The organism is Solirubrobacter phytolaccae (assembly GCF_027587195.1).
Classification (GTDB): domain Bacteria; phylum Actinomycetota; class Thermoleophilia; order Solirubrobacterales; family Solirubrobacteraceae; genus Solirubrobacter; species Solirubrobacter phytolaccae.
In genome coordinates, this window is the sequence record NZ_JAPDDP010000051.1 from 29,045 (window position 1) to 52,581 (window position 23,537).

Sequence of the window (23,537 nt, forward strand, 5' to 3'; positions counted from 1 at the left end):
CATGGAGCCCGTGATCGTCACGCGCGGCCTCACGCGGGAGTACGAAGGCGGCGTGCGTGCGCTGGCCGGCATCGACGTCTCGGTGGAAGAAGGCGAGTTCGTCGCCGTGACCGGCCCGTCCGGCTGCGGCAAGTCGACGCTGCTGAACCTGCTCGGCGGGCTGGACCGGCCGACCGCGGGTGAGATCGAGTTGGGCGGCCGCCGCGTCGACGGCTTCTCCGAGGCCCGTTGGGCGCACGTGCGCCGCGACGAGCTCGGCTTCGTCTTCCAGTTCTTCAACCTGATCGGGAACCTGTCCGTGGCCGACAACGTCGAGCTGCCGGGCCTGCTCGCGGGTCTGTCGGCGCGGGAGGCGCGGGTGCGACGCGGCGAGCTGCTCGAGTCGCTGGGCATCGGCGAGCTCGCGGACGCGTCGCCGACCCGTCTGAGCGGCGGCCAGCAGCAGCGCGTGGCGATCGCCCGCGCGCTGATCAACCGCCCGAAGGTGCTGCTCGCCGACGAGCCGACCGGTGCGCTGGACTCCGCGAGCGCCCGCGAGGTGATGGCCGTCCTGCGCGAGGCACACGACGAGCGCGGCCAGACGATCGTGCTCGTCACCCACGATGCCCGGGTCGCCGCCCGCGCCGACCGCGTGCTCGCGATGCGCGACGGCGCGGTCGCCCACGAGACGCGCCTGGAGCAGGGCGACGCCACGTCCGTCTCACGCCTGATGCAGCTGGAGGTGTGAGATGCGCACCGCCTTCTTCCGGCTCGCTCGCGCCGACCTGCTCGCGCGGCCCGGCCAGACGGCCCTCACCGCGGTCGCGATCTTCGCCGCCGCGACCGCGCTCGTCGTCACGCTCGCGCTTCGGGCCGGGCTCGACGATCCGTTCGCGGACGCGATGGCCGAGACGCGCGGCGCGCACATGGCGGTGTACGGCGAGCTGAGCGACGCCGACGTCGCGCGGCTCGCCGCGCTCCCCGGGGTCGTCGCGTCCGACGTGCGTTCCCGCCGCAACGATCAAGCGCGCCTCGGCGGGACGACGGTCGAGGTCGGGCTCGAGACGCTGCCGGCGACGAACGCGCCCGTGGACCGGCCACACGTCACCGAGGGCCGGCGCCCGGCCGCGCCCGGCGAGCTCCTGGTCGAACGCAGCTTCGCGCGCGAGACGGGCCTCCACGTCGGGGACCGGTTCGCCCTCGGCACGGTCGTCGGGCTGGCGGTCACGACCGAGCAGGCGACCTATCCGCGCTGGGACCCGGGCCTCGTCTGGGCGCCGGCCGTCGACGCGCCCGGCCGCCGGGTCGGCGTGCGCCTGCAAGACCCCGAGGCCACCGACGCGTTCGCGGCCGCCGCCCGGCGCGCGTTGCCGGGCACGCGGCTCGCGTTCACCGACTGGCACGGCGTGCGCGACACGATCACCGACCAGACGCGCACGAACGCGATCGTGATCGGGATCAACACGCTGCTCGCGCTGTTCGCGGTCGGCTTCACGGTGGCGACGGTCATCAGCGGACGCGTGCTCGCGCAGCGGCGCGAGATCGGGATGCTCAAGGCGGTCGGCTTCACGCCGCGCGGCGTCGTCGCGCTGCTCGTCGGCGAGTACCTCGCGATCGGGCTCGTGGCCGCGCTGCTCGGGCTGATCGCGGGCGCGGCGATCGCGCCGCTGCTGCTCGAGCCGATGGCGAACGTGCTTGCGACGCCCACGCCGAGCGCGCTCCGTCCGCTCCCGCTGCTGCTCGCGCTGGTCCTCGTCCTCGCCGCCGTCGCGCTCTTCACCGCCATCCCGGCGCTGCGGGCCGGCCGCGTGAACACGGTCGACGCGCTCGCGCTCGGCCGCGCCGGCGGCTCCGGCCACGCCTCCCGCGCCGCGCGGCTCGCCGCCGCACTGCGCCTGCCGACGGTCGCCCGGCTCGGCGTCAAGGACGCGTTCACGAGCCGCTCGCGGGCGACGCTGACGATCGCCGCGCTCACCTTCATGGTCGTCACGCTCGTCGCCGCGCTGTCGGTCGAGGCGACGTTCCACCGCGTGATCGACGACCCCGCGCTGCGCGCCAAGCCGTGGGACGTGCGCGTGGAGGCCCCGCAGGCGCTCGCGGCCGTGCAAGACGACGCGGACGTCGCGGCCGCCACCACCGTCGCCGGCCTGCAGGTCACCGGCCCGCGCGGCGAGCTCGAGGCGCGCGTCCTCGGCGACGGCTTCCAGGCCTTCTCCTACGCCGTCCCCGACGGCCGGATGTTCGCCAAGCCCGGCGAGGCGATCGCGGGCCGCGGGCTCTACGACGCGCTCGGCCTGGACGTCGGCGACCGCCTCACCGTCCAGGTCTCCGGCCGCCCGGTCACGCTCACGCTCGTGGGCCGCCACGTCGAGCCCGACAACGACGGCGAGGTCCTGATCTTCCCCGCCGCAAGCCTTCCCGAGCCGGTCGAGGCCGCCGCCGTGATCGCGAACTTCACCCCCGGCTCCGACCAGGCCGCCGCCGCCCGCCGGATCGAAGGCGCGACCGGCGCCCAGGCCGAGCTCCCCGAGGAGGAGGTCCGCGGCGAACGCGCCGACATCCGCCCGATCCTGTTCGGCTCGAGCCTCCTGCTCGTGGCCGTCGGCCTCGTGAACCTGCTCGCCACGCTCCTGCTCGTCACCCGCGAACGTGCCCGGGACTTCGCGATCTTCAAGGCCGTCGGCCTGACGCCGCGCGGCGTGCTGGGCGTCGTCAACGCCGGCGGGGCGGCGCTGGGCGCGATCGCGATCGTGGTCGGCATCCCGCTCGGGCTGCTGATCTTCCGCGGCGTGATGACCGGGATGAACCCGAGCGAGGGCACCGACGTGATCGGCACGCCCGGCCCGTTCGCGCTCGCCCTGTGCGTGCCGTTCGTGCTCGCCGTCACGGCGCTGGCGAGCTTCGTGCCCGGCCGCACCGCGGCGCGCACGTCGACCGCGACCGTGCTGCGGGCCGAGTAGGAGCTAGCGGACGCGGAGCCGCGCGAACACGACCCCGAAGATCATGCCCGCGACGCCGCCGACGATGCCGGCGATCCCGGACGCCTCCGTGGAGGCCAGCGGCAGCAGGACGAGGACGGCCGCGATCGCGAGCACGCCGAGCAGGTCGCTCTCGTCCTCACGACCACTGCGGCGGCCGAGCACGTCGCGCATCGCCCAGGCCGCGAGCAGGCCGAGCGCCGCGCCGTTCGCGCCACGCGCGATGCCCTCGTCCGCAAACTCGACGGCGACGTACGCGCCGCCCGCGCCGCACACGAAGAAGACCAGCAGGACCGCCCACCAGCCGTGGCGCTTCTCGAGCAGCCAGCCGAACAGCGCGATCGCGCCGACGCTCACGAACTCATAGCCCGAGGCCGAGACGATCTGGAACTTGTCGTTGACGCGCGCATAGCCGAACAGCGACGTGAACGCGCGCCACGGCTCGTCGATCCCCTGCCCGTAGTTGAACGGCCCGAGCGGGATGAGGCTGGAGATGATCCCCACGGTCACGACGAGCGGCGCCAGGACGAGCAGCCAGACGGCCCACGCGCGCTGATCGGCGCGGATGCCGGGGATCTCGTTCGGCCGCAGGCGCGGCAGCTGTGGACGCGCGCGCTTGGCCTTCGCCGCCTTGGGCACGCCACCACGATCGAGCTTGGGCGCGCGCTTCTGGATCCGGGTTCCGCAGTACGGACACTCGGTGATGTACGGCGACACCTCGGCGCCACAGCTCTTGCAGACGAGGTAGAGGTCTGGACCGCTGCTCATGAGGGGCATCCAAGTCTACGCCGCCCGCGCGCCCGGCTCGACGCCAATTGGTGCTCAGCTACCTGTGGCCTCGACGATGTCCTGCAACAGCTCGCTGTAGTCGCGGTTCGCCTCGTACACCTTGCGCTGCCTCTGGGCGCCGTTGCCGCGCTCCAGGAGGTCCTTGATCCCGTCCAGCTCGGCCTCGGCTCCGAGGTCCTGCGCGTGCTCGCGCAGCCGGTCCAGCAGCCGCTCCGCGAGAGCCTTCGCGGACACCGTCTCGCGGTGCGGGAGGTCGACGAGGTTGCCTTCGAGCCCGTGCCGGGAGGCGAGCCACTTGTTCTCGTCGAGCATCTCGTACGGGTACGGGGCGAGCTCCTTGCCCGCCTCGAAGTGCTCGGAGAGCTCCTTGACCATCGCCTGGATCAGCGCCGCGAGGGCGAGCGTGTGCTCGACGTGCGTCTGCGCGTCCATCGCGCGGATCTCGACCGTGCCGAAGTTCGGATGCGGCCGCACGTCGTACCAGAGCCAGGTGTAGTCCTCCATGACGCCGGTGTCGACCATGAACGCGATTCGCTCCTGGTAGTCGTCCCAGTCCTTGTAATAGGGCGGGATGCCGACGCGCGGGAAGGCGCGGAAGATCGGCATGCGCGTGGAGGCGAGCCCGGTGTCGTCGCCGCGCCAGTAGGGCGAGTTGGCGCTCAGGGCGAGCAGGATCGGCACGTGCACCCGCATCCCGTTGGCGACGTGGATCGCCTTGTTCGGGTCGTCGAGCCCGATGTGCACGTGCAGGCCGAAGATGATCTCCTGGCGGGCGACGAAGCGCAGCTCCTGGACGAGGTCGCGGTAGCGCGGCGCGGCCGTGATCCGCTGGTCCTCCCAGCGCGCGAGCGGGTGCGTGCCGGCCGAGCCGATCGCGAGCCCCTTCTTGTCCGCGGTGTCTCTAACCTGACGCCGAAGCGACCGCAGCGCCGCCCCGGCCTCGCGCAGATCCGCGCACGGGTTGGTCGAGATCTCGAGCACGGACTCCATCAGCTCCGGCTTGATCTGGCCGTCCGGCGAGTCTTCCAGCAGGTCGTCGATGGCGTTGACCAGCGCGTACGAGTCGGGGTCGAGGATCATCAGCTCTTCCTCGATGCCGACCGTGTACGCGGGGCCGGTGAACTTCGGCTCCATGTGGTCGGGAAGAGTACGAGCCCAGAGAGCGTTCATACTTGGTCCGGGTTCTAAGCAAAAGAGGAGTGAAGACTGATGGCCCTCGGTTACGACGGGAAGCTCTACATCTTGGCCTTCGATCACCGAGGGTCGTTCCAGAAGAAGATGTTCGGGATCGAGGGCGACCCCACGCCTGACGAGACCAAGATCATCGTCGACGCGAAGCAGCTGATCTACGAAGGCGTCGAGAAGGCCGTCAAGGCCGGTCTCGATCCCAAGACGGCGGGCGTGCTGGTCGACGAGCAGTTCGGCGGCACGATCCCCGAGACGTCCAAGGAGCACGGCCTGTCGCTCACGATGCCGGCCGAGAAGTCGGGCGTCAACGAGTTCCAGTTCGAGTACGGCGAGGACTTCCCCGCCCACATCGAGAAGTACGACCTGCTCGCCACCAAGGTGCTCGTCCGGTACAACCCGGACGGCGACGCCGAGATGAACGAGCGTCAGACCAAGCGCCTGAAGGAGCTCGCCGACTGGCTGCACGCCAACGGCAAGAAGTTCCTCTTCGAGCTGCTCGTCCCGGCCGAGCCGGCCCAGCTGGAGTCCGTCGGCGGCGACACCGACCGCTACGACGCCGAGCTGCGCCCGGAGCTCATGCGTCGCGTCATCGAGCACTTCCAGAACGAGGGTGTCGAGGTCGACATCTGGAAGATCGAAGGCGTCGACACGCAGGAAGACGCGCAGCTGCTCTCCGACCAGGCCCGCAAGGGCGAGGGTCGCGAGAACGTCAAGAGCGTCCTCCTCGGCCGTGGCGCGTCGGACGAGAAGGTCGACCAGTGGCTGCAGGCCGCCGCGCCCGTCGAGGGCTTCATCGGCTTCGCCATCGGCCGCTCGATCTGGTGGAACCCGCTCAAGGCCTACCTCGACGGTGGCGACCGTGAGGAGCAGTCCCAGAAGATCGCCGACAACTACCTGCGCTTCGTGAAGGTCTACGACGAGGCTTCCTCGTCGGTCAGCGCCTAGCTCTAGAAGCCCGGCAGCTTCATCTCCTCCGTGGGCGGCGCTCCCTGCACCGGGAGCCGCTCACGGCGGGCGATGCCCGACTCGATCGCCGCGGCGGCCACCGCCGCGGCGACGGCCGGCGCCACGTTGCGGTTGAACACGCTCGGCACGATGTACTCCGGCCCGAGCTCCTCCTCCGGGATCACGCTCGCGATCGCGCGGGCGGCGGCGAGCTTCATCGCCTCGTCGATCCCCCGGGCGCGCACGTCCAGCGCGCCGCGGAAGATGCCCGGGAACGCCAGGACGTTGTTGATCTGGTTCGGGTAGTCGCTGCGGCCCGTGGCCATGATCGTCACGTGCTCCCAGCACGCCTCGGGCTGCACCTCGGGCGTCGGGTTGGCCATCGCGAACACGATCGCGTCCTTGGCCATCGTCTTGACCGCGTCGGCGGAGAACGCGCCGGGCGCGCTCACCCCCACCACGACGTCCGCGCCGACCAGCGCGTCGTTCGCGGTGCCCCTGAGGCCGCGCTTGTTCGTGCGCGCCGCCATCGCCGCCAGCTCGCCTTCCAGGTCCGGGCGATCCGGGTGCAGGATGCCGTTGATGTCGCACGAGATGAGGTCCTCGACGCCGTGCTCGAGGATGATCTTCGCGCACGCCAGGCCCGCCGCGCCCGCGCCGACGACGACCACACGCACGTCCTCGGCGCGCTTGCGCACGACGCGCAGCGCGTTCAGTAGCGCCGCCAGGACGACGACCGCGGTGCCGTGCTGGTCGTCGTGGAAGACCGGGATGTCCAGCGATTCCTTCAGCCGCCGCTCGATCTCGAAGCAGCGCGGCGCCGCGATGTCCTCGAGGTTGATGCCGCCGAACGTCGGCGCGACCTGCTCGACGAGCTTGACGATCTCGTCCACGTCGGTGGTGTTCACGCACAGCGGGAAGGCGTCGACGCCGCCCAGCTCCTTGAAGAGCATCGCCTTGCCCTCCATCACCGGCATCGCGGCCTCGGGGCCGATGTCGCCGAGGCCGAGCACGGCGGTGCCGTCGGAGACGACCGCGACCGTGTGGCCCTTGATCGTCAGCGTCCAGGCGGCCTCCGGGTCGGCGGCGATCGCGCTCGAGACGCGCGCCACGCCCGGCGTGTAGGCCATCGAGAGGTCGTCGCGGGTCTTGATCGGCACCTTGCCGACGACCTCGATCTTGCCGCCCTTGTGCATCAGGAACGTGCGGTCGGAGACGCTGACGACCTTGATGCCGTCCAGCGCCTTCACGGCGTTCACGACGCGCTCGCCGTGCTGCGCGTCCACGCAGGCGACGGTCACGTCTCGGGTCACGCCGCGCTGGTCGACGCGGACGAGGTCGATCGCGCCGAGGATCGCGCCCTCGGCTCCGACCGCGTGCGCGACGGAGGCGAACGCGCCCGGCAGCTGGCGCAGCTCGATGCGCATCGTGAAGGAGTAGGAGGCCGAGGGTTGAAGCCCCGCGGGCGCCTGCAGGCTGGACATGACGCCTGATGGTGTCACGCCAGACGTTATGGTTACTCCATCATGCGCATGCGTCAGAGCATCGCCGAGATCGAGGACCAGTTCTTCGAAGAGATCGAGGACGACCGCGAGCGTCGCGAGAACCTCCGCAAGCGAGCGGAGCGCCGCGCGGCCGAACGGCACGCGAAGCGCACCCACCGCCACGGGTCGATGCGCTTCTTCCTGCTCGTGCTCGTCCTGATCGCGACCGCCGCGATCGTGACGTACGCGATGTTCACGACGCTGTATTACGTGCTCAGCCCCAGCTGAGCACGTCCCTGTCTATTTGTTCGCGCTCAGACGCTTGAGCGCGTCGTCGACCTCGGCGCGCGCACTCGCGCCCGCGGCCACGTTCTCCTGCTGGATCTCCAGGTAGACCTCCTTGCGGAATACCGGAATATCCCGAGGGGCCTGAATGCCGATACGGACCTTCTCGCCCATGATCGACAGGACGGAGACCTCGATGTCGTCGCCGATCATGATCGACTGGTTGGACTTACGTGTCAGTACCAGCATGCCGCCGCCTCCCTGGCGAATTCTGACTCGTCCCACGGGGCAGACCCGCTTCTGTCCGCGTGGTGAGCACTGGTGAGGCTAGTAGTGGTTGGAGTATCCGGTATGGGGCGTGCACCCGATGAGCCCCTTAGAGGTTGGACCCTATGCGCTAGTCTCCGGGCCTCTTATGAGCCGCCGGTCCCTGCGTCCTCAGCTTAACCAGATCCGCGGGTGGGTGCGACAGGGTCGCACCGACGCGTGGATCGCACACCAGCTGGAAGTGACCGTCCAGCAGATCCAAGCCTTCAAGCGCGAGCAGGGCCTTGAGCCCGACGCCGATGAAAACGGCGCCGCCGTCGAGGAGGTGGACCTGCGCGCAGAAGATGACGCGCAGATCGCCGCCGAGCTCGAAGCGGATGCCAAGCGCAAGGCTGAAGAAGAGGCCCGTGCCGCCGAACAGGCAGCACGTGAAGCCGCTGAAAAGGAAGAAGCCGCCGCCGCCGCTGCAGCTGAGGCAGCCGCCGCCGCGGATGATGAAGATGACAAGCCCAAGCGCGGTTCGCGTCGTCGGGGTGGCCGGTCACGGCGCCGCTCCGCACCCGCGGGTCCGCTCGAAGGCACGTTCGACCATGGCGAGGAGGGCTACGGACTGTGGCTCGACCCCGCTGTGCAGGATGATCCGATCTACGCCGAGCATTGGGCGGGCCACCGTCCTGTCGAGATCACGATCGAGGAAGACCAGATCGTGATCCGCCGCGCCGGCGCGAGCGAGGACTCCGACGAAGACTGACGCGTCTGCCGCGATCGCCTGGCGGCGGTCGCAGGATGCGTTGCAATGTGACAGCGTCGAGCCGTGGCGACACGGCTCGGTGCTGCGCACACCCTCCGTCCCGAACTACTGGGACATCAACGTGGTGCGCGTCGAGGAAGCGGGCGTGCCCGCGGAGACGATGCTCGCCGCCGCGGACCGGTACCTGGCCGACTGCGAGCACCGCAAGCTCTACGTCGAAGACGAGGCCACGGGGGAAGCCACGCGGCCGTTCTTCGACGCCGCGGGCTGGCTGACCGAGCGCTACACGATGATGCGCCGCGTGGGCCCTCCCTCGCCGGTCGCACACGACGTGCGCGAGGTGCCGCTGGACGCCACCCGCCCCCTGCGCCTCGAGTGGTACGGCGAGCACGGTGACGCGGCCTTCATGGCCGCCCAGGAGCCCGTGTGGGCGCGGCGTGGCATGCGGGCGTTCATGGTCGGCGCCGACGGCTTCGTCACGTTGGCTCCCGGACCGGGGGCGATCGAGATCGAAGGCCTCTTCGTCACGCCGGATGCTCGCGGGGACGGTGTCGGCGCGTCGCTGGTCGGCGCGGCGCTGGCGGCGGGCGGCGAGGACGTCGCGTGGATCGTGACCGACGACGAGGGTCAGGCACGGCCGCTCTACGAGCGCCTCGGGTTCGTCACCGCGTGGCGCTACTACAACTTCGTGCGCACGCCGGCTAGGTGATGCGGCGCCCGCCGGCGAAGTCGCGCGCCCCGCGGGCGTAGCGACCGAACGCGGCGTCGGCGACGATCCGCGCGTCCCACGCGAACGGCTCGTCCGGCGCTTCCTCGACCGCGAGGTCGGTGCACCAGCCGGTGCCCTCGTCATAGAGCTCGACGAGCTCGTCGAGGGTGAACGCGCCGCCGACCCGGCGGCGGATCTCGCTCTGGATGGCGCGAGTCACGCGTTCCAGCGTGGGGACCTGCTCGGGGTACGCATCGTCGAGCCGGCGCACCCCCTGATCCCACTGCTCCCGTGCAGTCTCGTACGACGACACAAAGAACAGTGTATTTCGCCCTCCCATCGTCTTCGCCCCTGGGCCCCGGCTGTGTCTGGGCCCCGGCGGCGAATCCGACGTCCGGTCGACGTTACGGGGGCTACTTCAAGCCCTCAACGATGTAGGCCCGCTCACCGGCCTTGACCATGCCGAGGCGGCGCGCCTCGCGCTCGATCGCGCCGGGGGCGCGCAGCTCGGCCTTGCGCTCGCGCAGCTTGTCGTTCTCGGCGCGGAGCGTGGCCACGGCGTCACGTTGACGCGCGGCCTCCTTGTAGGTGGAGATCCAGGTCAGCGCGGGACCGATGTAGAGGTAGAGGACGAGCGCGAAGACACCAAGGAGCGCCCAGCGTCCAAGGCGGTCCCAGCGAATCCCGAGGGTACGGCGGGGAGGCATACCTGCCGCGTTCGTTCGACGCGGCAGGCGTCCTTCCTCTGCAACGAATGGATCAGGAGCGGAAGATCGAGCGACCGGGGTAGGTCGCGTCGGCCCCGAGGGCCTCTTCGATGCGCAGCAGCTGGTTGTACTTGGCGACGCGATCCGAGCGCGAGGGCGCGCCCGTCTTGATCTGGCCGCAGCCCGTGGCGACGGCGAGGTCGGCGATCGTCGTGTCCTCGGTCTCGCCCGAGCGGTGCGACATGACGGCCGTGTAGCCGTTGGAGCGGGCGAGGTCGATCGCGGCCAGCGTCTCGGTCAGCGTGCCGATCTGGTTGACCTTGATCAGGATCGAGTTGGCCGTGCCGGTGTCGATGCCCTTCTGCAGGCGCTTGACGTTGGTCACGAACAGGTCGTCGCCGACGAGCTGGACCTTGTCGCCGATCGAGTCGGTGAGCTGCTTCCAGCCGTCCCAGTCCTCCTCGTCCATGCCGTCCTCGATCGAGAGGATCGGGTAGCGGGCGGCGAGGTCGGTCCAGTACGCGGCCAGGTCGGAGGCGCTGAGCGTGCGGCTCTCGCCGGCCAGCTCGTAGTTGCCGTTCTTGTAGATCTCGGAGACGGCCGGGTCCAGCGCGATCGCGACGTCGGTGCCGGGCGTGTAGCCCGCGGCCTCGATGCCCTCGATCAGCGCCTGCAGCGCCGCCTCGTTGGACTCGAGGTCCGGCGCGAAGCCACCCTCGTCGCCGACGGCGGTGTTCAGGCCGCGCTTCTTGAGCGTCGCCTTGAGGTTGTGGAACACCTCGGCGCCCGTCTGCAGCGCCTGCGCGAACGAGGTCGCGCCGACCGGGATGACCATGAACTCCTGGAAGTCCACGTTGTTGTCGGCGTGCGCGCCGCCGTTGACGACGTTCATCATCGGCACGGGCAGGATGTGCGCCGACTCGCCACCGAGGTAGCGCCACAGCGGCAGGTTCTCTTCGACGGACGCCGCACGAGCGGTGGCGAGCGACACGCCGAGGATGGCGTTCGCGCCGAGGCGGGACTTGTTCTCCGTCCCGTCCAGCTCGATCAGCTTGCCGTCGAGGCCCGCCTGGTCGGAGGCGTCGAGGCCCGCGACCGTCTCGGCGATCTCGCCGTTGACGTTGCCGACGGCCTTCGTGACGCCCTTGCCGAGGTAGGCGTCGCCGCCGTCGCGAAGCTCGGTGGCCTCGAACTCGCCGGTGGAGGCGCCGGAGGGCACGGCCGCGCGGCCGTGGGCACCAGAGCGCAGCGTGACTTCCACCTCGACGGTGGGGTTGCCGCGGGAGTCAAGGATCTGGCGCGCGTGTACGGATTCGATCTGGCTCATCTCTCCAGCAGGGTACGGGCTCGCGTGTAGTAGCCGAGTTGCGCCTCCGTATCCAGCGCGTCCCACGCTTTCCCGTCGCGCTTGGCGATCTCCTCCGCCGCCTGGACCCGCTCCTGGAACCGGTCGGCGGAGGCCCGCAGCGCGAGCTCCGGGTCGACCTTGAGCTTGCGCGCCACGTTGATCGCCGCGAACAGCACGTCGCCGACCTCGTGGAACGTCTCCTCGCGCGTCTTGGCCGCCTCCAGCTCCTCCAGCTCGCCCGTCACGCCGTCGTAGGGCACGTGATCGAAGTCGAAGCCCGTGGAGGCCGCTCTGCGCTGCGTCTTGAGGGCGTAGAGCGGCCCGGGCAGGTTCTCCGGCACGTCCCCGAAGATCCCCGGCTCACGGCCGTCCTCGCCCTTCTTGATCTGGTCCCAGTTCTTCAGCACCTCGCCCGACGAGTCGACCTCCACCTCGCCGAAGATGTGCGGATGCCGGCGCACGAGCTTCGCGTGCGCGTGGTCGGCGACCTCCGCAAGCGACCCCGTCCCCCGCTCCTCGAGCAGCAGCGACAGGAAGTGCACCTGGAAGAGCACGTCGCCGAGCTCGTCGACCATCTTCGCGTCGTCGCCCGACTGCGCAGCGGCGGCCAGCTCGTACGCCTCACCGACCGTGTGCGGCACGATCGAGCGCTCGTCCTGCTCGCGATCCCAGGGGCACTCGCGCCGCAGCTTGCGGGTCAGCTCGTCCAGACGCGCGACGGCGTCACCACCAGCGGATTCCATGCGCCCGAAGGCTAGTGCCCCGAGTGGGAGACGACGAAGTACTGCTCGGGCCCGAAGGTGTCCTCGCGCACGCGCACGATCCGGCCACCGTGGGCGCGCTCCCAGCGCGTGATCGCCGTGGCGCGAGCGAACGCCAGGAGGGCGACGCCGAAGAGCAGGGCGACGGTGAGAAAGAGGAACGGCGGGAAGATGAAGGCGACACAGGCCGTGCACAGCGCGGACACGAAGGCCATCGGTACCCGCCCGAGCAGTTGCCACCGGGTCGGCGGACGCGTGTCGGCCGGGAGCGGCTCGGCCCTGGCGAGCGCGCGGGCCTCCACGCGGAGGCGCCATACCGTCGATGCGAGCAGGACGGCGACCACGACGCCCGCCAGCCACAGGTAGTCCGCGCCGGTCGTGAGCGCCACCACGAGCACGCACAGGCCGACCAGGCCCTCGACCACGCCCTCGAGGCGCAGCTCCTTGGCGGCAGGCCAAGCGGTCACGTGCGCTCCGCCCGGCGAGACGCGATCAGGCCGTACGCGAGCAGCGGCAGCCCGAACGCCAGAGTGAGCGCACTGCTCAGTCGTTGATCCTTGACCACTGCCGCGCAGCTTAAACAGAAAACGCCGCCCCGAGGGACGGCGTTCACGCTGAACCTATGAAGGTCGGATGATCGGGGTGGGGCGGAGGGGCCGCCCCACCTTCGAATGACTAGGAGCCCTCGGGCACCGTGCCGGTCACCGACGGGGTCGGGGTGGCCTTCGGGCCGTTCTTGCAGTCAGAGGTCTTGTAGCCCTCGGAGCACTCCGTCTTTTCCTTCCAGCGAGCGGTGAAGTCCTTGACGAACGTGTCGAGGGCCTTCTGCTGGTTCTGAGACTGGAGCGTCTGCTTGATGGTCTCCTTGGCCTCGGCGAGCGTCTGCTGCGAAGCGGCGGTGACGTTCGTGACCGTGAAGACGTAGTAGCCGTACTGGGTCTTGACCGGACCGACGAGCTCGCCCTTCTTGGCGGAGAAGACGGCGTCGTCGAGCTCCTTGTCGAGCGTGCCCTTGGCCTGGGCCGGGAGCTTGCCGCCGGAGGCCTTGGAGGTGTCGTCGATCGAGTACTTCTTGGCGACCGCGGTCCAGGAGTCGCCACCGTCGAGCGCGGCCTTGGCCTTGTCGGCTTCCGCCTTGCCCTTGGTCAGGACGACGCGGAGGTCACGCTTCTCGGGCTGCGCGAAGCGCGCCTTGTTCTTGTTGTAGAAGTCCTGGATCGCCTTGTCGGAGACCGTGTCCTTGCCCTTGACGACCTTGTCGCGGATCTTGTTCGACAACAGGTCGAGCTTGACGCGCTGCAGGATGTCGGCCTCGGTCTGGCCCGAGGTGGCGATGAACTTCTTGTAGTCCTCTTCCTTGGGGAAGGACTGCTTCTTCTGCTCGTTGAAGGACTTCTTGACCTCGGCGTCCGTCACCTTGACGTCCAGCGAGCCGGCCTCGCCCTGAATCCACTGGAACGAGATCAGCAGCTGCATGACCTGGCTGCGGAGCTGCTCGTACTCCTGCTTGCACTGGGTCTTGAGCTGGTCGTCCGTCACCTTCGGCTGACCCTTGGCGGGCGCCGGCGTCGCCTTGCGCTTCGCGGCGATGCACTTCTTGTAGTCGGCTTCAGGGTCCGGGACGGCCGCGTTGGCCTGGCCCGTCGACTTCGCCGCCACCGTCATCCAGTGGGTGAATTCCTTCTTATCGATGGCTTCACCGTCGACGGTGGCCACGGCGTTACCGGGCACACCACCACATGCGGCGAAGGTCGCCCCAACGCCGACAACGGCGGTGAGGCTAAGAGCGATGCGAGCAGCCTTGATCATGTTGTCCTGAGAAGGGGTTCGTTGGACGTACGGTATTGCCGAGGCAGAACCGCCCGGCGCAAGCGAGGAAATTGACCTTCTCCCGGCTGGGCATGGTAGCGGCGGGTTCTGGGTACCCGACATCTTTTGACTCGACCTTTAGGCAGCTACGTAGACACTCAACAAAGCGTCGGCTGCCCGTACTACTGCGGGGAATCTCTCTGACGGATCGTCAGGGACGCGAAGTGACAGCTGCGAACGCCCCGCCTCGTAGTTCGCGCCGGGCAGGATCTCCCGCAAACGGCGCGCGGTGGCGGCGTCGAGCTCGATCGGCGTGACCGCGAGCCGGCCCTGCTTGAACGACACCGCGGTCGCCCCCGCACGGCCGAGCTTGATCCGCGCCTGCTGGAGCGTGATCAGGTTGTCCAGGGGGTCAGGGATCTCACCGAAGCGGTCCTCGAGCTCGGTGCGCAGCTCCATCAGCTCGCTGTTCTCGCGCGCGCCCGCGATGCGACGGTGCACATCGACCTTCGCCTGCTCGTACGGGATGTAGTCCGCGGGGACGTACGCGTCGACGTTGATGTCCAGACGCACCGGCTCGGGCGGCTCCGCACCGTCCTCCTCCGGATCCATCGCGCGCACGGCCTCGTCGAGCATCTGCATGTACAGCTCGAAGCCGAGCGCCGCGACGTGGCCGGACTGCTCGTCGCCGAGCAGGCTGCCGGCGCCGCGCAGCTCGAGGTCGCGCATCGCGACCTTGAAGCCCGCGCCCAGCTCGGTGTAGTCGCTCAGCGCGCTCAGGCGATCCGCCGCCTCGGGCGTGAGCGCGGCGGCGGACGGATACAGCAGGTACGCGTAGGCGCGCTCGCGCGAGCGGCCGACGCGGCCACGGATCTGGTAGAGCTGCGACAGGCCGAAGAGGTCCGCGCGGTCGACGATCAGCGTGTTGGCCTGCGGGATGTCGATGCCCGACTCGATGATCGACGTCGACACGAGCACGTCGGCCTCGCCGCGCAGGAAGGCCATCATCCGCTCTTCGAGCGTCTTCTCGTCCATCTGCCCGTGCGCGACGGTGAACGTCATCTTCGGGCACAGCGAGCGCAGCCGCTCGGCCGTCTCCTCGATGTCGTCGACGCGGTTGTGGAGGAAGAACGCCTGGCCCGTGCGCGCGATCTCGCGCTCGAGCGCCTGCTTGACCAGCTGCTCGTCGTACTCGCCGACGTACGTCTTGACGGGGCGGCGCCCCTCGGGCGGCGTCTCGATCACGGAGATGTCGCGCAGGCCCGCGAGCGACATCTGCAGCGTGCGCGGGATCGGCGTCGCGCTCATCGAGATCACGTCGACCTTGAGCTTGAGCTGACGCATCAGCTCCTTCTGCTTGACGCCGAAGCGCTGCTCCTCGTCGACGATCAGCAGCCCGAGCTCCTTCGCGCGCACGTCGCGCGAGAGCAGGCGGTGCGTGCCGATCAGGATGTCGACCTTGCCGTCAGCAAAGCGCTTGACGGCGTCGCGCTGCTCGGCGGCGGAGCGGAAGCGCGAGACGTGCTCGATCTCGAACGGCTGGTCGCGCAGGCGCTCGGCGAACGTGCCGTAGTGCTGCTGGGCGAGGATCGTCGTCGGCACGAGCATCAGCACCTGCTTGCCGTCGCTCGCCGCCTTCACCGCCGCGCGCAACGCCACCTCGGTCTTGCCGTAGCCGACGTCACCGCAGATCAGCCGGTCCATCGGCCGGTCGGACTCCATGTCGGCGATCACGTTGTCGATCGCGTCGCGCTGATCGGGCGTCTCGCGGTACGGGAACGCCTCCTCGATGTTCCGCAGCTCCTCGGAGAACTCCGGGAACGCGTGGCCGCGGCGGCGCTTGCGCTCCGCGTAGAGGTTCAGCAGCTCGCCGGCGAGCTCCTGCGCGGCGCGGCGGGCGCGGGCCTTGACCTTGTCCCAGCGCGTGCCGCCGAGCTTGGACAGGGTCGGCGCGCCGCCGTCGGCGCCGAGGTAGCGCGAGATCTTCGCCAGCTGGTCGACCGGCATGAAGACCTTGTCGTCGCCCTGGAACTCGAGGTTCAGGTAGTCACGCGTCGTGCCGGCGACGGTCTTGGTGTCGAAGCCGGCGAAGCGCGCGACGCCGTGGTCCTCGTGGACGATGAAGTCGCCGGTCCGCAGGTCCGTGAAGCTGCGCAGCAGGCCGCGGCCCTTGCGCGTGGGCCGGGTGGAGGCCTTCTTGCGGTGGATGAGCCGGTGCTCGGGGAAGGCCGCGAGCTTCAGGCCCGGCGCCACGAAGCCGTCGCGCAGGTTGGCCTCGGTGAAGATCAGGCCCTTGCGCGCGCCGTTCAGCGACGCCTTGACGCGATCCAGGTTGTACGCGGCGCGCTCGGCGGCGCCGATCTGCGGCCAGGCGACGACGGTCGTGTAGTCGCTGCGGACGAGCTTCTCGAGCTCGGACTCCGCCTCGCCGAGGTTGCGCGCGGCGAAGTCGGCGGCCTGCCCGCGGATCTCGATCGGCTGGTCCTGCGAGATGCTCGAGAGCCGCACCTGCGCGCGCTCGGCGAGCGCGGCGTTGATCGTCTTCGGGTTGACGTAGAGGTCGCGCGCGTCCTGGTCGTCGAACGCCGTGCAGACGTCCTCCCAGTGGTCGCGCAGCGTCGGCTCGACGTCCTCCTCGGCGGCGACGATGATCTGCGTGCGCTCCGGGATCACGTCCAGGAGCGCCTGGAACTGGTCCACCGGGAGCAGCTCGGCGATGTCCGGCCGGTCCTCGGGCGCGTCGGACGCGGCGATCTCGGCCATCTCGCGGTGCTCGGGCGCGAGCTCGGCCGCGGGCGAGATCTCGACGCACTCCGTCTCCCCCAGGCTGCGCTGGGTGAAGGTCGAGAACCAGCGCAGCGCCTCGATCTCGATGTCGAAGAGGTCCACGCGCACGGCGCGTTCCTCCGTGGCGGGATAGACGTCGAGCAGGCCGCCGCGGATCGCGAACTGCCCGCGCTCGTCGACCTGGTCCACGCGCTCGTAGCCCGCGGCGACGAGCTGCTGCGCCGTCTCCTCCAGGTCGATCAGGTCGCCGACGCGGAGCATGAAGCCGTGCGGGCGCAGCTTCGGGTCCGGGACCTTCTCGGAGAGCGCGGTCGCGGAGACCACGACGACGGGCTGCTCGGAGCCCTCGGGCGTGTCCGTGAGCGCGTCGAGCGCCGCGACGCGCAGGCCGACGAGGTGCGGCGGCGGGGTGAGGTGCGACTCGTAGGCGACGCCGCGACTCGGGTAGTACCGGACCGGGCGCGGGTTCAGCCACGCCTTCAGGTCGGACGCGAGATCACGCGCGGCGCGGTCGTCGCCGACGACGATCAACGCGGGGCGCTTGGCGTCCTGGTCCGCGAGCGCGGCCACGACGAACGGGCGCAAGGACTGTGAGACGAACGCCGTCCCGCCTTCGCTGGCCAGCTGCGCGGCGGCGGGATCATGTTCGAGATGGCTTAGAAAGCTCCGGAGCAACCTCTCCAGGTTAGAAGGGCTATAGTTTCGGTCCTGTTGACCAAAACTGTGTTCGAGCTCTTCGGGGAGCCAGTCTCCTGGGCCGAGCTGTTCGGCTTCATCACCGGCATCGCCTGCGTGGCGCTCGCCGTCGCCCAGCGGATCGAGACGTTCCCCGTCGGCATCGCCAACAACGTCTTCTTCGTGATCCTGTTCACGGATGCTCGCCTGTACGCCGACGCGGCGCTCCAGTTGGTCTACATCGCCCTCGGCGTGATGGGCTGGATCGCGTGGGCGAAGTTGAAGCCCCAGGGGCTCTCTGTGCGGCGCGCGGGGTCCCGGCTGCTGCTCGCGACCGCGGCGGGAGTCGGCGTCGCGACGCTCATCCTCATCCCGATCCTGCGCGCGGCGCACGGTGCGGCGCCCGGGTGGGACGCGCTGACGACGTCGATGTCGCTCGGCGCGCAGCTGCTGCTGAACCTCAAGCGGCTGGAGACCTGGTACGTGTGGATCGCCGTGGACGTGATCTACGTCCCGCTGTACTTCAGCCGTGACTTGAACCTGACCGCGCTCGTCTACATCGTCTTCCTCGCGTTGTGCATCCAGGGATGGAGGCAATGGCGCACCGTCACGGTCTAGTCCTCGGCAAGTTCCTGCCGCCGCACGGCGGGCACCACGAGCTCGTCGACCACGCGCTGGAGCGGTGCGACCGGGTCACGGTGCTCGTGCTCGGGTCGGTGACCGAGCGGATCCCGCTGGCCCTGCGCCGCGAGTGGATGCGCGCCCGGCATCCCGCCGCCCGCGTCGTGGCGGGCTGGAACGAGCTCCCGATCGACTTCGAGGACCCGCACGTCCACGACCTGCACATCGCGCTGATGGAGCGGCTGCTCAACGAGCCGATCGACGCCGTCTTCACCGGCGAGGCGTACGGGGACATGCTCGCCGAGCGCTGGGGTGTCGAGCACGTCTGCAACCCGCGCTCCGGCCTCATCTCCGGGACGCAGGTGCGCGCCGATCCCGCCGCGTTCTGGGACCAGCTGACGCCGCCGGTCCGCGCGTACCTGTGCCGGCGCGTGGTGATCACGGGCGCGGAGTCGACGGGGACGACGACGCTCGCACGCGCGTTGGCGGACCGACTGGGCACGAGCTGGGTCCCGGAGGTCGGCCGCGAGGTCACCGAGCAGCGCGGACTCGAATACACGTGGACCAACGCGGACTTCGCGATGATCGCCCGCCGCCAGCAGCGCAACGAGGACCGGGCGGCGTTGACCTCCGGCCCGATCCTCGTCTGCGACACCGACGCGCTCGCCACCTGCATCTGGCAGGAGCGGTACCTCGGCCGCTCGACCGCGGACGTGGAGGCGATCGCCGCCTCACGCACCTACAACCTGACGGTGCTCACCGCCGACGACATCCCGTTCGTGCAGGACGGGTACCGCGACGGCGAGCACATCCGCGGCTGGATGACTCAGCGCTTCCGCGAGCGGTTGCGCCAACCCTGGATCGAGGTCCGCGGCACCGTCGACGAGCGCGTCGAGGCCGTGCTCACGGCGCTGTCGTCGAGAGCGTGAAGGTGACGGTCGTGCTGTAGCTGCCGGTGCGGAGCGGGTCATTCGCGCCGACCGACTGCTTGAACGTGATCAACGACTTCGCCGCCGTCACCGGGCCGGGCCAGAAGCTCGGGGCGATGTCCACCCGCAGCGGCTGCGGAAGGGAGAACGCGCCGTTCTTCAGGTGGCCGGGCTCGGAGACGGAGAGCGTCGCGTTGCCGGCCGTCGAGAGGACGGTCGCCTCCGTCGACGCCGTGTACTCCTTCTCCACGCCGGGGAGGAACGTGCCGAGCGACGGGGCGGTGCCGAGGGTCAGCTCGAGCGCGCCGCCGACCGCGCCGCCCACGTTGCCGGTGACACCGGTCACGGCCGCCGTCGACGGCGTGACCGCGCCGCTGCCGGCGAAGCTGACCTTGGCCGCGCCCGGGGCCGCGACGCAGCCGCCCTTGCCCGTCGTGCGCTCGACACCGTCGACGAGCAGCGTCTTGCCCGGGAAGCCCAGGTCGGTGTGCTCGCGGTTGACGAGGCAGACCTCATTGTCGTGGCGCAGGATCGTGGACGGGGCCGGGATGCCGGCCGCGGCGACGATCAGCTCGGGCTGGTTGGTCTGGACGCCGTCGGCGCCCATGGCGCGGGCGCGGTGGAACTCGTTGACCTCCTCGGCCTCGCCCGCGTCGTACGCGTGCGGCATGACGACGCCGCAGTTGTCGTGGATGGCGGCGATCGACTCGGCGTCGTACTCGTCGCGGCGCGAGCCGAAGACCGGCGCGACCTTCGCGATCTCGTACATCAGGAACGACGGCTCCCAGCGATCGCGGTTGTAGATCATGCGCGCGCCCGGGGCAGCCGACCAGATGTTGATGTCGGCCGAGTTGAAGATCGACTTCGCGACGAGCCCGTACTGCTGGACGAGCTCCGCCACGCCACGCGCGTTGCGGATCTGCTTGAAGTCCAGCTCGACGCCACCGCCGACGCGCTTGGCCAGCGCCAGCACCTCTTCGAGCGAGGCGACCTGCGAGCCGTCGTACGGGCCGCCCGTCCAGGGCGCGTAGTCGGCGGCGTTGAGCGCGCGGACCTCGTCGTAGGTGAGCTCCGTGACGTTGCCGGTCCCGTTGGTGGTGCGGTCGACGGTCGAGTCGTGCAGCGCGACGAACTTGCCGTCCTTGGTCTCCTGGATGTCGACCTCGACCAGCTCCACGCCGAGCGCGAACGCGTACTCGTAGGCCGCGAGCGTGTTCTCGGGCGCGTACGTGAGCGAGCCGCGATGGGCCGAGATGATGGGGCGCTCACGGCCCTTGTCGGGCGTGCCGACGTTGGTCCAGCGGGCCGGCTCGGCCGTCTGGTCACACGCCGGGAGCTGGACGATCGGCGTGCGCTCGGCGATCAGCGCGCGCATGCCGATCACCTGCGGGTCGTCGGACGGGGGCGGAGTCGTCTGCGCCTGCGCCGCGGCGACGGGCATCGCGAGCAGCGATGCCGCCACCGTGAGGGCGAGTCTGATGTTCATGGCCGCATCCTTCGCGGAGACGGCGGGTCATCGGGTGAAGATCTAGTTGGCGCGTCGGGCGAGCAGGTTCAGCCTGACGTAGTTCGCGCGGACCGGAGCGTCCATTTTCTCTAGGACCGCGTCCACGAACGGCGCGCGCTCGTCCTCGGACAGGCGCTCGAGGTGCGAGCCGAGGATCACGGTCGTGAAGTACTCGCGCGGGTCCGGCGGGTCGACCGGCCACGGCTGCAGCCACGTCCAGATGTCCGTGAAGCCGGCGCGGGCCAGCCGCTGGGTGGTCTCCTCGGGCGCGGCGAAGTTCCACGGGCCGGGCCACCCGCGCAGCGCCGGGTGGTCGACGGCGTCGATCGCGACCTGCACGTTGGCGATGTTGCCCGCGCCGCCGCACTGCACGGCGAGGCGACCGCCGGGCCGCAACGCGTCGTGCAGCCGGGTGAACAGCCGCTCGTGGTCGCCGATCCAGTGGAAGGTCGCCGTCGAGAGGATCGCGTCGAACGGCTGCGTCACGGTCAGGTCGAGCAGGTCGACGGCGAACGCCTCGACGCGGTCCCCGAGGCGCTCACGCGCCTGGTCGACCATCGCCTGGCTGCCGTCGACGGCGATCACGGTGCCGTTCGGGACGCGCTCGAGCAGCGCCTCGGTCACGCGGCCGGAGCCGCAGCCGGCGTCGAGGACGCGCTCGTCGCCCCGGAGGTCCAGCCGGTCGATGACGTCCCGCGCCATCGCCAGCTGGGGGTCGGACATGCGGTCGTAGGAGGCGGCATTCCATTCACGGGGCGGCATACATATGTACGTTATCGCATACGCGCGTTACTCGACGGACGGCGTGGGCGTGGGCTTCGGGCCGTTGGCGCAGTCGCTGGTGCGGTAGCCCTCGGCGCACTCGGTCTTCTCGCGCCAGCGTGCGGTGAAGTCCTCGAGCCACGCCGTGAACGCCTTCTGCTGAGCCTCGGCGCCGAGCGTCTGCTGGATCGTCGGCTTGGCCTCGGCGAGCGTCTGCTGCGTCGGCGCGACCATGTTCGTCACGGTGAAGACGTAGTAGCCGTACTGCGTCTTGACCGGACCGACGAGCTCGCCCTGCTTCGCGGAGAAGACGGCGTCGTCGAGCTCCTTGTCCAGCGTGCCCTTCGCCTGAGCCGGGAGCTTGCCGGCGGAAGCCTTGGACGTGTCGTCGATCGAGTACTTCTTGGTCACGGCCTTCCACCCGTCCCCGCGCTCGAGCGCCGCGTGTGCACGGTCGGCGGCGGCCTTGTCCTTCGTCAGCACCACGCGCAGGTCGCGCTTCTCAGGCTGCCCGAAGCGAGCCTTGTTCTTGGCGTAGAAGTCGCTGATCGCCTGGTCGCTGACCGTGTTCGCACGCTTGACGACCTGGTCGCGGATCTTGCCACCCAGCAGCTCCGAGCGGACACGAGCCTTGACGTCGGCCTCGCTCTGCGTCGTCTGCTTGAGGAACGCCAGGTAGTCGGACTCCTTCGGGAAGGCCTGGCGCTTCTGCTCGGCGAACGCTCTGTCGACCTCGGCCTTGGTGACCTTCACGTCACGCGCCTCGGCCTCGCCGTCGATCCAGCGCAGGGACACGAGCAGCTGCACCACCTGGCCGCGCGCCTGGTCGTACTCCTGCTTGCACTGGGTCTTGAGCTGCTCGTCGGTGACCTTCGGCTGCCCCTTCGCCGGGGTCGGCGTCAGCTTGCGCTTGGCCGCGACGCACTTCACGTAGCCCGGCGCGTCGAGCGGTGGCGGCGACGGCTGCCCCGCGGAGCGCGAGACGACCGTCATCCAGTGCTGGAAGTCCTGCTTGGTGATCGGGTCACCGTCGACGGTCGCGACCGAGTTTCCGGGCACGCCGCCGCACGCGGCGAGCACGAGGCACGCCGCGCCGAGGGGGAGGAGCTGCTTCATTGGCTGAGAGAGGAGAAGGGGTTGGAGGTGCAGGACCCCGCGCGCAGGAGCGCTTCCTGTGCCGAGCACGGCGGGGACGAGGCGGGCGCCGAGGGCGCGATGGTCGTCCCGCGCGGGACGAGGGCGAAGAGGGCGAGCGTCGCGGTGGCGACCGCGACCGCGAAGAGGGCGGGCGGGCGCCGGCGACGCGCCGCGGTGCGCCGGCGGGCGGCGGACAGTAGCTCCGCCTCGAGGGCGTGTTCGAAGCTCATATCCCGCTCTCCAGTCGCTGCCGCAGGCCGGTGAGCCCGCGGCTGACACGTTTGCGGATGACGGACTCGGTCGTCGCGGCGCGGCGGGCGATCACGGCGTAGTCGTCCTCGTCGAGGACGCGGGCGAGCACGGCCTCCCGCTGATCGGCGGGGAGCGCGGCTAGACCTTCGCGCAGGATCGGCGAGGCCGCGTTCGCGGTGGCGAGCGCCTCGACCCGGTCCAGTGCCTCGTCGGTGAGCGGGATCGCCTGCATCCCGAGCCGCGTGCGGGCACGATCCTCGACGGCGCCCTTCTGCGTCGCGTGGGCGAGCTGCCGGCGGGCGATCCCGTACAACCACGCGATTGCGGGACCCTTGTCCGGACGGTGACGATGCGCGCCGCTCAGCGCAGCCGCGAACGTCTCCGCGGTCAGGTCGGCGGCGGTCTCCGCGCAGCGCGTGCGACGGGCGAAGTAGGCGAGCACGCCCGCGACATGGCGGCGGTAGAAGACCGCGAACGCCTCGGGCTGCGCCTTCGTCGCCGCGAGCAGGTCGTCGTCGGAGCGCACATCCATTCTGCAAAGGACTTAGTCACCGCGCGACGGCTTGTGACCTAAGGATTCGATTAATCCCACGGGCGCCGTGCCCGCTGTTCTTCGTCCTGCTGGCCCCCACGGCCGGCGCGACCGTCACCGCCGTGCCCGAGCCACCCTTCCCGAAGGGCACGTCGAACACCTTCTGGTTCCGGCGTCGCGGTGCCGGGGCCTGGCGTGGCCGTGCTGGTCGGCGCCGGCCCCGGCGTTGCCGGGCGTCGGCGACCCGCCCGGGGTGGGAGTCGGCGTGCTGCCGGGGCCGCGCGGCACGAGCGGCGGCGGCTCGGCCTGCGCCACGCCGGTGACCGGCGGGCCGG

At 70.2% G+C, this 23,537-nt stretch carries 24 protein-coding genes; 8 read left to right on the forward strand and 16 right to left on the reverse strand.

Annotated elements, in window-relative coordinates; translation table 11 throughout:
• The first annotated feature begins 1 nt into the window (after position 1).
• Complete coding sequence (locus tag OJ997_RS23645) at positions 2-727, forward strand: ABC transporter ATP-binding protein (RefSeq protein WP_270027721.1); 726 nt, start codon at positions 2-4, stop codon at positions 725-727.
• Between the two features lies 1 nt (position 728).
• The gene (locus OJ997_RS23650; protein ID WP_270027722.1) at positions 729-2,939 is read left to right on the forward strand and encodes an ABC transporter permease; all 2,211 of its coding nucleotides are present in this window, start codon (positions 729-731) and stop codon (positions 2,937-2,939) included.
• Positions 2,940-2,942: 3 nt separating this feature from the next.
• On the opposite strand, the gene OJ997_RS23655 is transcribed toward OJ997_RS23650, so the two are convergent.
• Both OJ997_RS23655 and OJ997_RS23660 read right to left on the reverse strand, forming a co-directional pair.
• Complete coding sequence (locus OJ997_RS23655; RefSeq protein ID WP_270027723.1) at positions 2,943-3,725, reverse strand: rhomboid family intramembrane serine protease; 783 nt, start codon at positions 3,723-3,725, stop codon at positions 2,943-2,945.
• 54 nt (positions 3,726-3,779) lie between these two features.
• Positions 3,780-4,880: a carboxylate-amine ligase gene (locus OJ997_RS23660; protein WP_270027724.1), complete on the reverse strand. Its 1,101-nt coding sequence runs from the start codon at positions 4,878-4,880 to the stop codon at positions 3,780-3,782.
• Between the two features lie 75 nt (positions 4,881-4,955).
• On the opposite strand from OJ997_RS23660, the gene OJ997_RS23665 reads away from it, so the two are divergent.
• Positions 4,956-5,879 carry a 2-deoxy-5-keto-D-gluconate 6-phosphate aldolase domain-containing protein gene (locus tag OJ997_RS23665; RefSeq protein WP_270027725.1) on the forward strand — a complete coding sequence of 308 codons (924 nt, stop codon included), beginning with the start codon at positions 4,956-4,958 and terminating at the stop codon, positions 5,877-5,879.
• A gap of 2 nt (positions 5,880-5,881) precedes the next feature.
• Here the strand turns inward: OJ997_RS23665 and OJ997_RS23670 are convergent, their stop codons facing one another.
• Positions 5,882-7,363: an NAD-dependent malic enzyme gene (locus OJ997_RS23670; RefSeq protein WP_270027726.1), complete on the reverse strand. Its 1,482-nt coding sequence runs from the start codon at positions 7,361-7,363 to the stop codon at positions 5,882-5,884.
• A 42-nt stretch (positions 7,364-7,405) separates the two neighbouring features.
• Here OJ997_RS23670 and OJ997_RS23675 point away from each other — a divergent pair, with 42 nt between their 5' ends.
• Complete coding sequence (locus tag OJ997_RS23675; protein ID WP_270027727.1) at positions 7,406-7,651, forward strand: hypothetical protein; 246 nt, start codon at positions 7,406-7,408, stop codon at positions 7,649-7,651.
• A gap of 12 nt (positions 7,652-7,663) precedes the next feature.
• Here the strand turns inward: OJ997_RS23675 and csrA are convergent, their stop codons facing one another.
• Entirely contained in the window at positions 7,664-7,897 is a 234-nt protein-coding gene (csrA, locus tag OJ997_RS23680; protein WP_121249441.1) for a carbon storage regulator CsrA, read from the reverse strand.
• A gap of 166 nt (positions 7,898-8,063) precedes the next feature.
• On the opposite strand from csrA, the gene OJ997_RS23685 reads away from it, so the two are divergent.
• Together OJ997_RS23685 and OJ997_RS23690 are read left to right on the forward strand one after the other, a co-directional pair.
• Positions 8,064-8,666 carry a hypothetical protein gene (locus OJ997_RS23685; protein WP_270027728.1) on the forward strand — a complete coding sequence of 201 codons (603 nt, stop codon included), beginning with the start codon at positions 8,064-8,066 and terminating at the stop codon, positions 8,664-8,666.
• 79 nt (positions 8,667-8,745) lie between these two features.
• Positions 8,746-9,375, forward strand: a complete 630-nt coding sequence (locus OJ997_RS23690; RefSeq protein WP_270027729.1) for a GNAT family N-acetyltransferase — start codon at positions 8,746-8,748, stop codon at positions 9,373-9,375.
• Here OJ997_RS23690 and OJ997_RS23695 read toward each other — a convergent pair.
• From OJ997_RS23695 to mfd, 7 genes are all read right to left on the reverse strand, one after another.
• Positions 9,368-9,688, reverse strand: coding sequence for a hypothetical protein (locus OJ997_RS23695; RefSeq protein WP_270027730.1), 321 nt, complete (start codon positions 9,686-9,688; stop codon positions 9,368-9,370). The two genes, OJ997_RS23690 and OJ997_RS23695, sit on opposite strands and share 8 nt — an antisense overlap.
• A gap of 100 nt (positions 9,689-9,788) precedes the next feature.
• Positions 9,789-10,082 carry an FtsB family cell division protein gene (locus OJ997_RS23700; protein ID WP_270027731.1) on the reverse strand — a complete coding sequence of 98 codons (294 nt, stop codon included), beginning with the start codon at positions 10,080-10,082 and terminating at the stop codon, positions 9,789-9,791.
• Positions 10,083-10,134: 52 nt separating this feature from the next.
• Positions 10,135-11,409: a phosphopyruvate hydratase gene (eno, locus tag OJ997_RS23705; protein WP_270027732.1), complete on the reverse strand. Its 1,275-nt coding sequence runs from the start codon at positions 11,407-11,409 to the stop codon at positions 10,135-10,137.
• Positions 11,406-12,173 carry a nucleoside triphosphate pyrophosphohydrolase gene (gene mazG, locus OJ997_RS23710; protein WP_270027733.1) on the reverse strand — a complete coding sequence of 256 codons (768 nt, stop codon included), beginning with the start codon at positions 12,171-12,173 and terminating at the stop codon, positions 11,406-11,408. The genes eno and mazG overlap by 4 nt, the downstream gene beginning before the upstream one ends.
• Positions 12,174-12,184: 11 nt before the next feature.
• On the reverse strand, positions 12,185-12,658 hold the full coding sequence (locus tag OJ997_RS23715; RefSeq protein ID WP_270027734.1) for a hypothetical protein: 474 nt from the start codon (positions 12,656-12,658) through the stop codon (positions 12,185-12,187).
• Positions 12,659-12,866: 208 nt separating this feature from the next.
• Positions 12,867-13,907, reverse strand: coding sequence for a peptidyl-prolyl cis-trans isomerase (locus tag OJ997_RS23720; RefSeq protein ID WP_372517926.1), 1,041 nt, complete (start codon positions 13,905-13,907; stop codon positions 12,867-12,869).
• Between the two features lie 231 nt (positions 13,908-14,138).
• Entirely contained in the window at positions 14,139-17,462 is a 3,324-nt protein-coding gene (gene mfd, locus OJ997_RS23725; protein WP_270027736.1) for a transcription-repair coupling factor, read from the reverse strand.
• A gap of 36 nt (positions 17,463-17,498) precedes the next feature.
• Here mfd and pnuC point away from each other — a divergent pair, with 36 nt between their 5' ends.
• Complete coding sequence (gene pnuC / locus OJ997_RS23730) at positions 17,499-18,080, forward strand: nicotinamide riboside transporter PnuC (RefSeq protein WP_270027737.1); 582 nt, start codon at positions 17,499-17,501, stop codon at positions 18,078-18,080.
• On the forward strand, positions 18,059-19,012 hold the full coding sequence (locus OJ997_RS23735) for an AAA family ATPase (protein ID WP_270027738.1): 954 nt from the start codon (positions 18,059-18,061) through the stop codon (positions 19,010-19,012). The genes pnuC and OJ997_RS23735 overlap by 22 nt, the downstream gene beginning before the upstream one ends.
• Here the strand turns inward: OJ997_RS23735 and OJ997_RS23740 are convergent.
• From OJ997_RS23740 to OJ997_RS23760, 5 genes are read right to left on the reverse strand one after another with little or no spacing between them, the layout of a single operon-like run.
• Entirely contained in the window at positions 18,987-20,498 is a 1,512-nt protein-coding gene (locus OJ997_RS23740; protein WP_270027739.1) for a glycerophosphodiester phosphodiesterase, read from the reverse strand. The two genes, OJ997_RS23735 and OJ997_RS23740, sit on opposite strands and share 26 nt — an antisense overlap.
• A 42-nt stretch (positions 20,499-20,540) precedes the next feature.
• On the reverse strand, positions 20,541-21,281 hold the full coding sequence (locus OJ997_RS23745; protein WP_270027740.1) for a class I SAM-dependent methyltransferase: 741 nt from the start codon (positions 21,279-21,281) through the stop codon (positions 20,541-20,543).
• 27 nt (positions 21,282-21,308) lie between these two features.
• On the reverse strand, positions 21,309-22,397 hold the full coding sequence (locus OJ997_RS23750) for a peptidyl-prolyl cis-trans isomerase (RefSeq protein ID WP_270027741.1): 1,089 nt from the start codon (positions 22,395-22,397) through the stop codon (positions 21,309-21,311).
• Positions 22,394-22,648 carry a hypothetical protein gene (locus tag OJ997_RS23755; RefSeq protein WP_270027742.1) on the reverse strand — a complete coding sequence of 85 codons (255 nt, stop codon included), beginning with the start codon at positions 22,646-22,648 and terminating at the stop codon, positions 22,394-22,396. Before OJ997_RS23755 ends, OJ997_RS23750 begins: the two co-directional genes overlap by 4 nt.
• Positions 22,645-23,202, reverse strand: a complete 558-nt coding sequence (locus tag OJ997_RS23760) for an RNA polymerase sigma factor (protein ID WP_270027743.1) — start codon at positions 23,200-23,202, stop codon at positions 22,645-22,647. Before OJ997_RS23760 ends, OJ997_RS23755 begins: the two co-directional genes overlap by 4 nt.
• Between the last annotated feature and the right edge of the window lie 335 nt (positions 23,203-23,537).

What these genes read in the sequence shown, in the direction of transcription:
- OJ997_RS23675 (WP_270027727.1), top strand. Translation starts at nt 7,406, where the DNA reads ATGCGCATGCGTCAGAGCATCGCCGAGATCGAGGACCAGTTCTTCGAA.
- eno (WP_270027732.1), bottom strand. Translation starts at nt 11,409, where the DNA reads ATGAGCCAGATCGAATCCGTACACGCGCGCCAGATCCTTGACTCCCGC.
- OJ997_RS23655 (WP_270027723.1), bottom strand. Translation starts at nt 3,725, where the DNA reads ATGAGCAGCGGTCCAGACCTCTACCTCGTCTGCAAGAGCTGTGGCGCC.
- OJ997_RS23660 (WP_270027724.1), bottom strand. Translation starts at nt 4,880, where the DNA reads ATGGAGCCGAAGTTCACCGGCCCCGCGTACACGGTCGGCATCGAGGAA.
- OJ997_RS23670 (WP_270027726.1), bottom strand. Translation starts at nt 7,363, where the DNA reads ATGTCCAGCCTGCAGGCGCCCGCGGGGCTTCAACCCTCGGCCTCCTAC.
- OJ997_RS23645 (WP_270027721.1), top strand. Translation starts at nt 2, where the DNA reads ATGGAGCCCGTGATCGTCACGCGCGGCCTCACGCGGGAGTACGAAGGC.
- OJ997_RS23735 (WP_270027738.1), top strand. Translation starts at nt 18,059, where the DNA reads ATGGCGCACCGTCACGGTCTAGTCCTCGGCAAGTTCCTGCCGCCGCAC.
- OJ997_RS23755 (WP_270027742.1), bottom strand. Translation starts at nt 22,648, where the DNA reads ATGAGCTTCGAACACGCCCTCGAGGCGGAGCTACTGTCCGCCGCCCGC.
- OJ997_RS23740 (WP_270027739.1), bottom strand. Translation starts at nt 20,498, where the DNA reads ATGAACATCAGACTCGCCCTCACGGTGGCGGCATCGCTGCTCGCGATG.
- mazG (WP_270027733.1), bottom strand. Translation starts at nt 12,173, where the DNA reads ATGGAATCCGCTGGTGGTGACGCCGTCGCGCGTCTGGACGAGCTGACC.
- OJ997_RS23760 (WP_270027743.1), bottom strand. Translation starts at nt 23,202, where the DNA reads ATGGATGTGCGCTCCGACGACGACCTGCTCGCGGCGACGAAGGCGCAG.
- OJ997_RS23745 (WP_270027740.1), bottom strand. Translation starts at nt 21,281, where the DNA reads ATGCCGCCCCGTGAATGGAATGCCGCCTCCTACGACCGCATGTCCGAC.
- csrA (WP_121249441.1), bottom strand. Translation starts at nt 7,897, where the DNA reads ATGCTGGTACTGACACGTAAGTCCAACCAGTCGATCATGATCGGCGAC.
- OJ997_RS23665 (WP_270027725.1), top strand. Translation starts at nt 4,956, where the DNA reads ATGGCCCTCGGTTACGACGGGAAGCTCTACATCTTGGCCTTCGATCAC.
- OJ997_RS23685 (WP_270027728.1), top strand. Translation starts at nt 8,064, where the DNA reads ATGAGCCGCCGGTCCCTGCGTCCTCAGCTTAACCAGATCCGCGGGTGG.
- OJ997_RS23700 (WP_270027731.1), bottom strand. Translation starts at nt 10,082, where the DNA reads ATGCCTCCCCGCCGTACCCTCGGGATTCGCTGGGACCGCCTTGGACGC.
- OJ997_RS23650 (WP_270027722.1), top strand. Translation starts at nt 729, where the DNA reads ATGCGCACCGCCTTCTTCCGGCTCGCTCGCGCCGACCTGCTCGCGCGG.
- OJ997_RS23750 (WP_270027741.1), bottom strand. Translation starts at nt 22,397, where the DNA reads ATGAAGCAGCTCCTCCCCCTCGGCGCGGCGTGCCTCGTGCTCGCCGCG.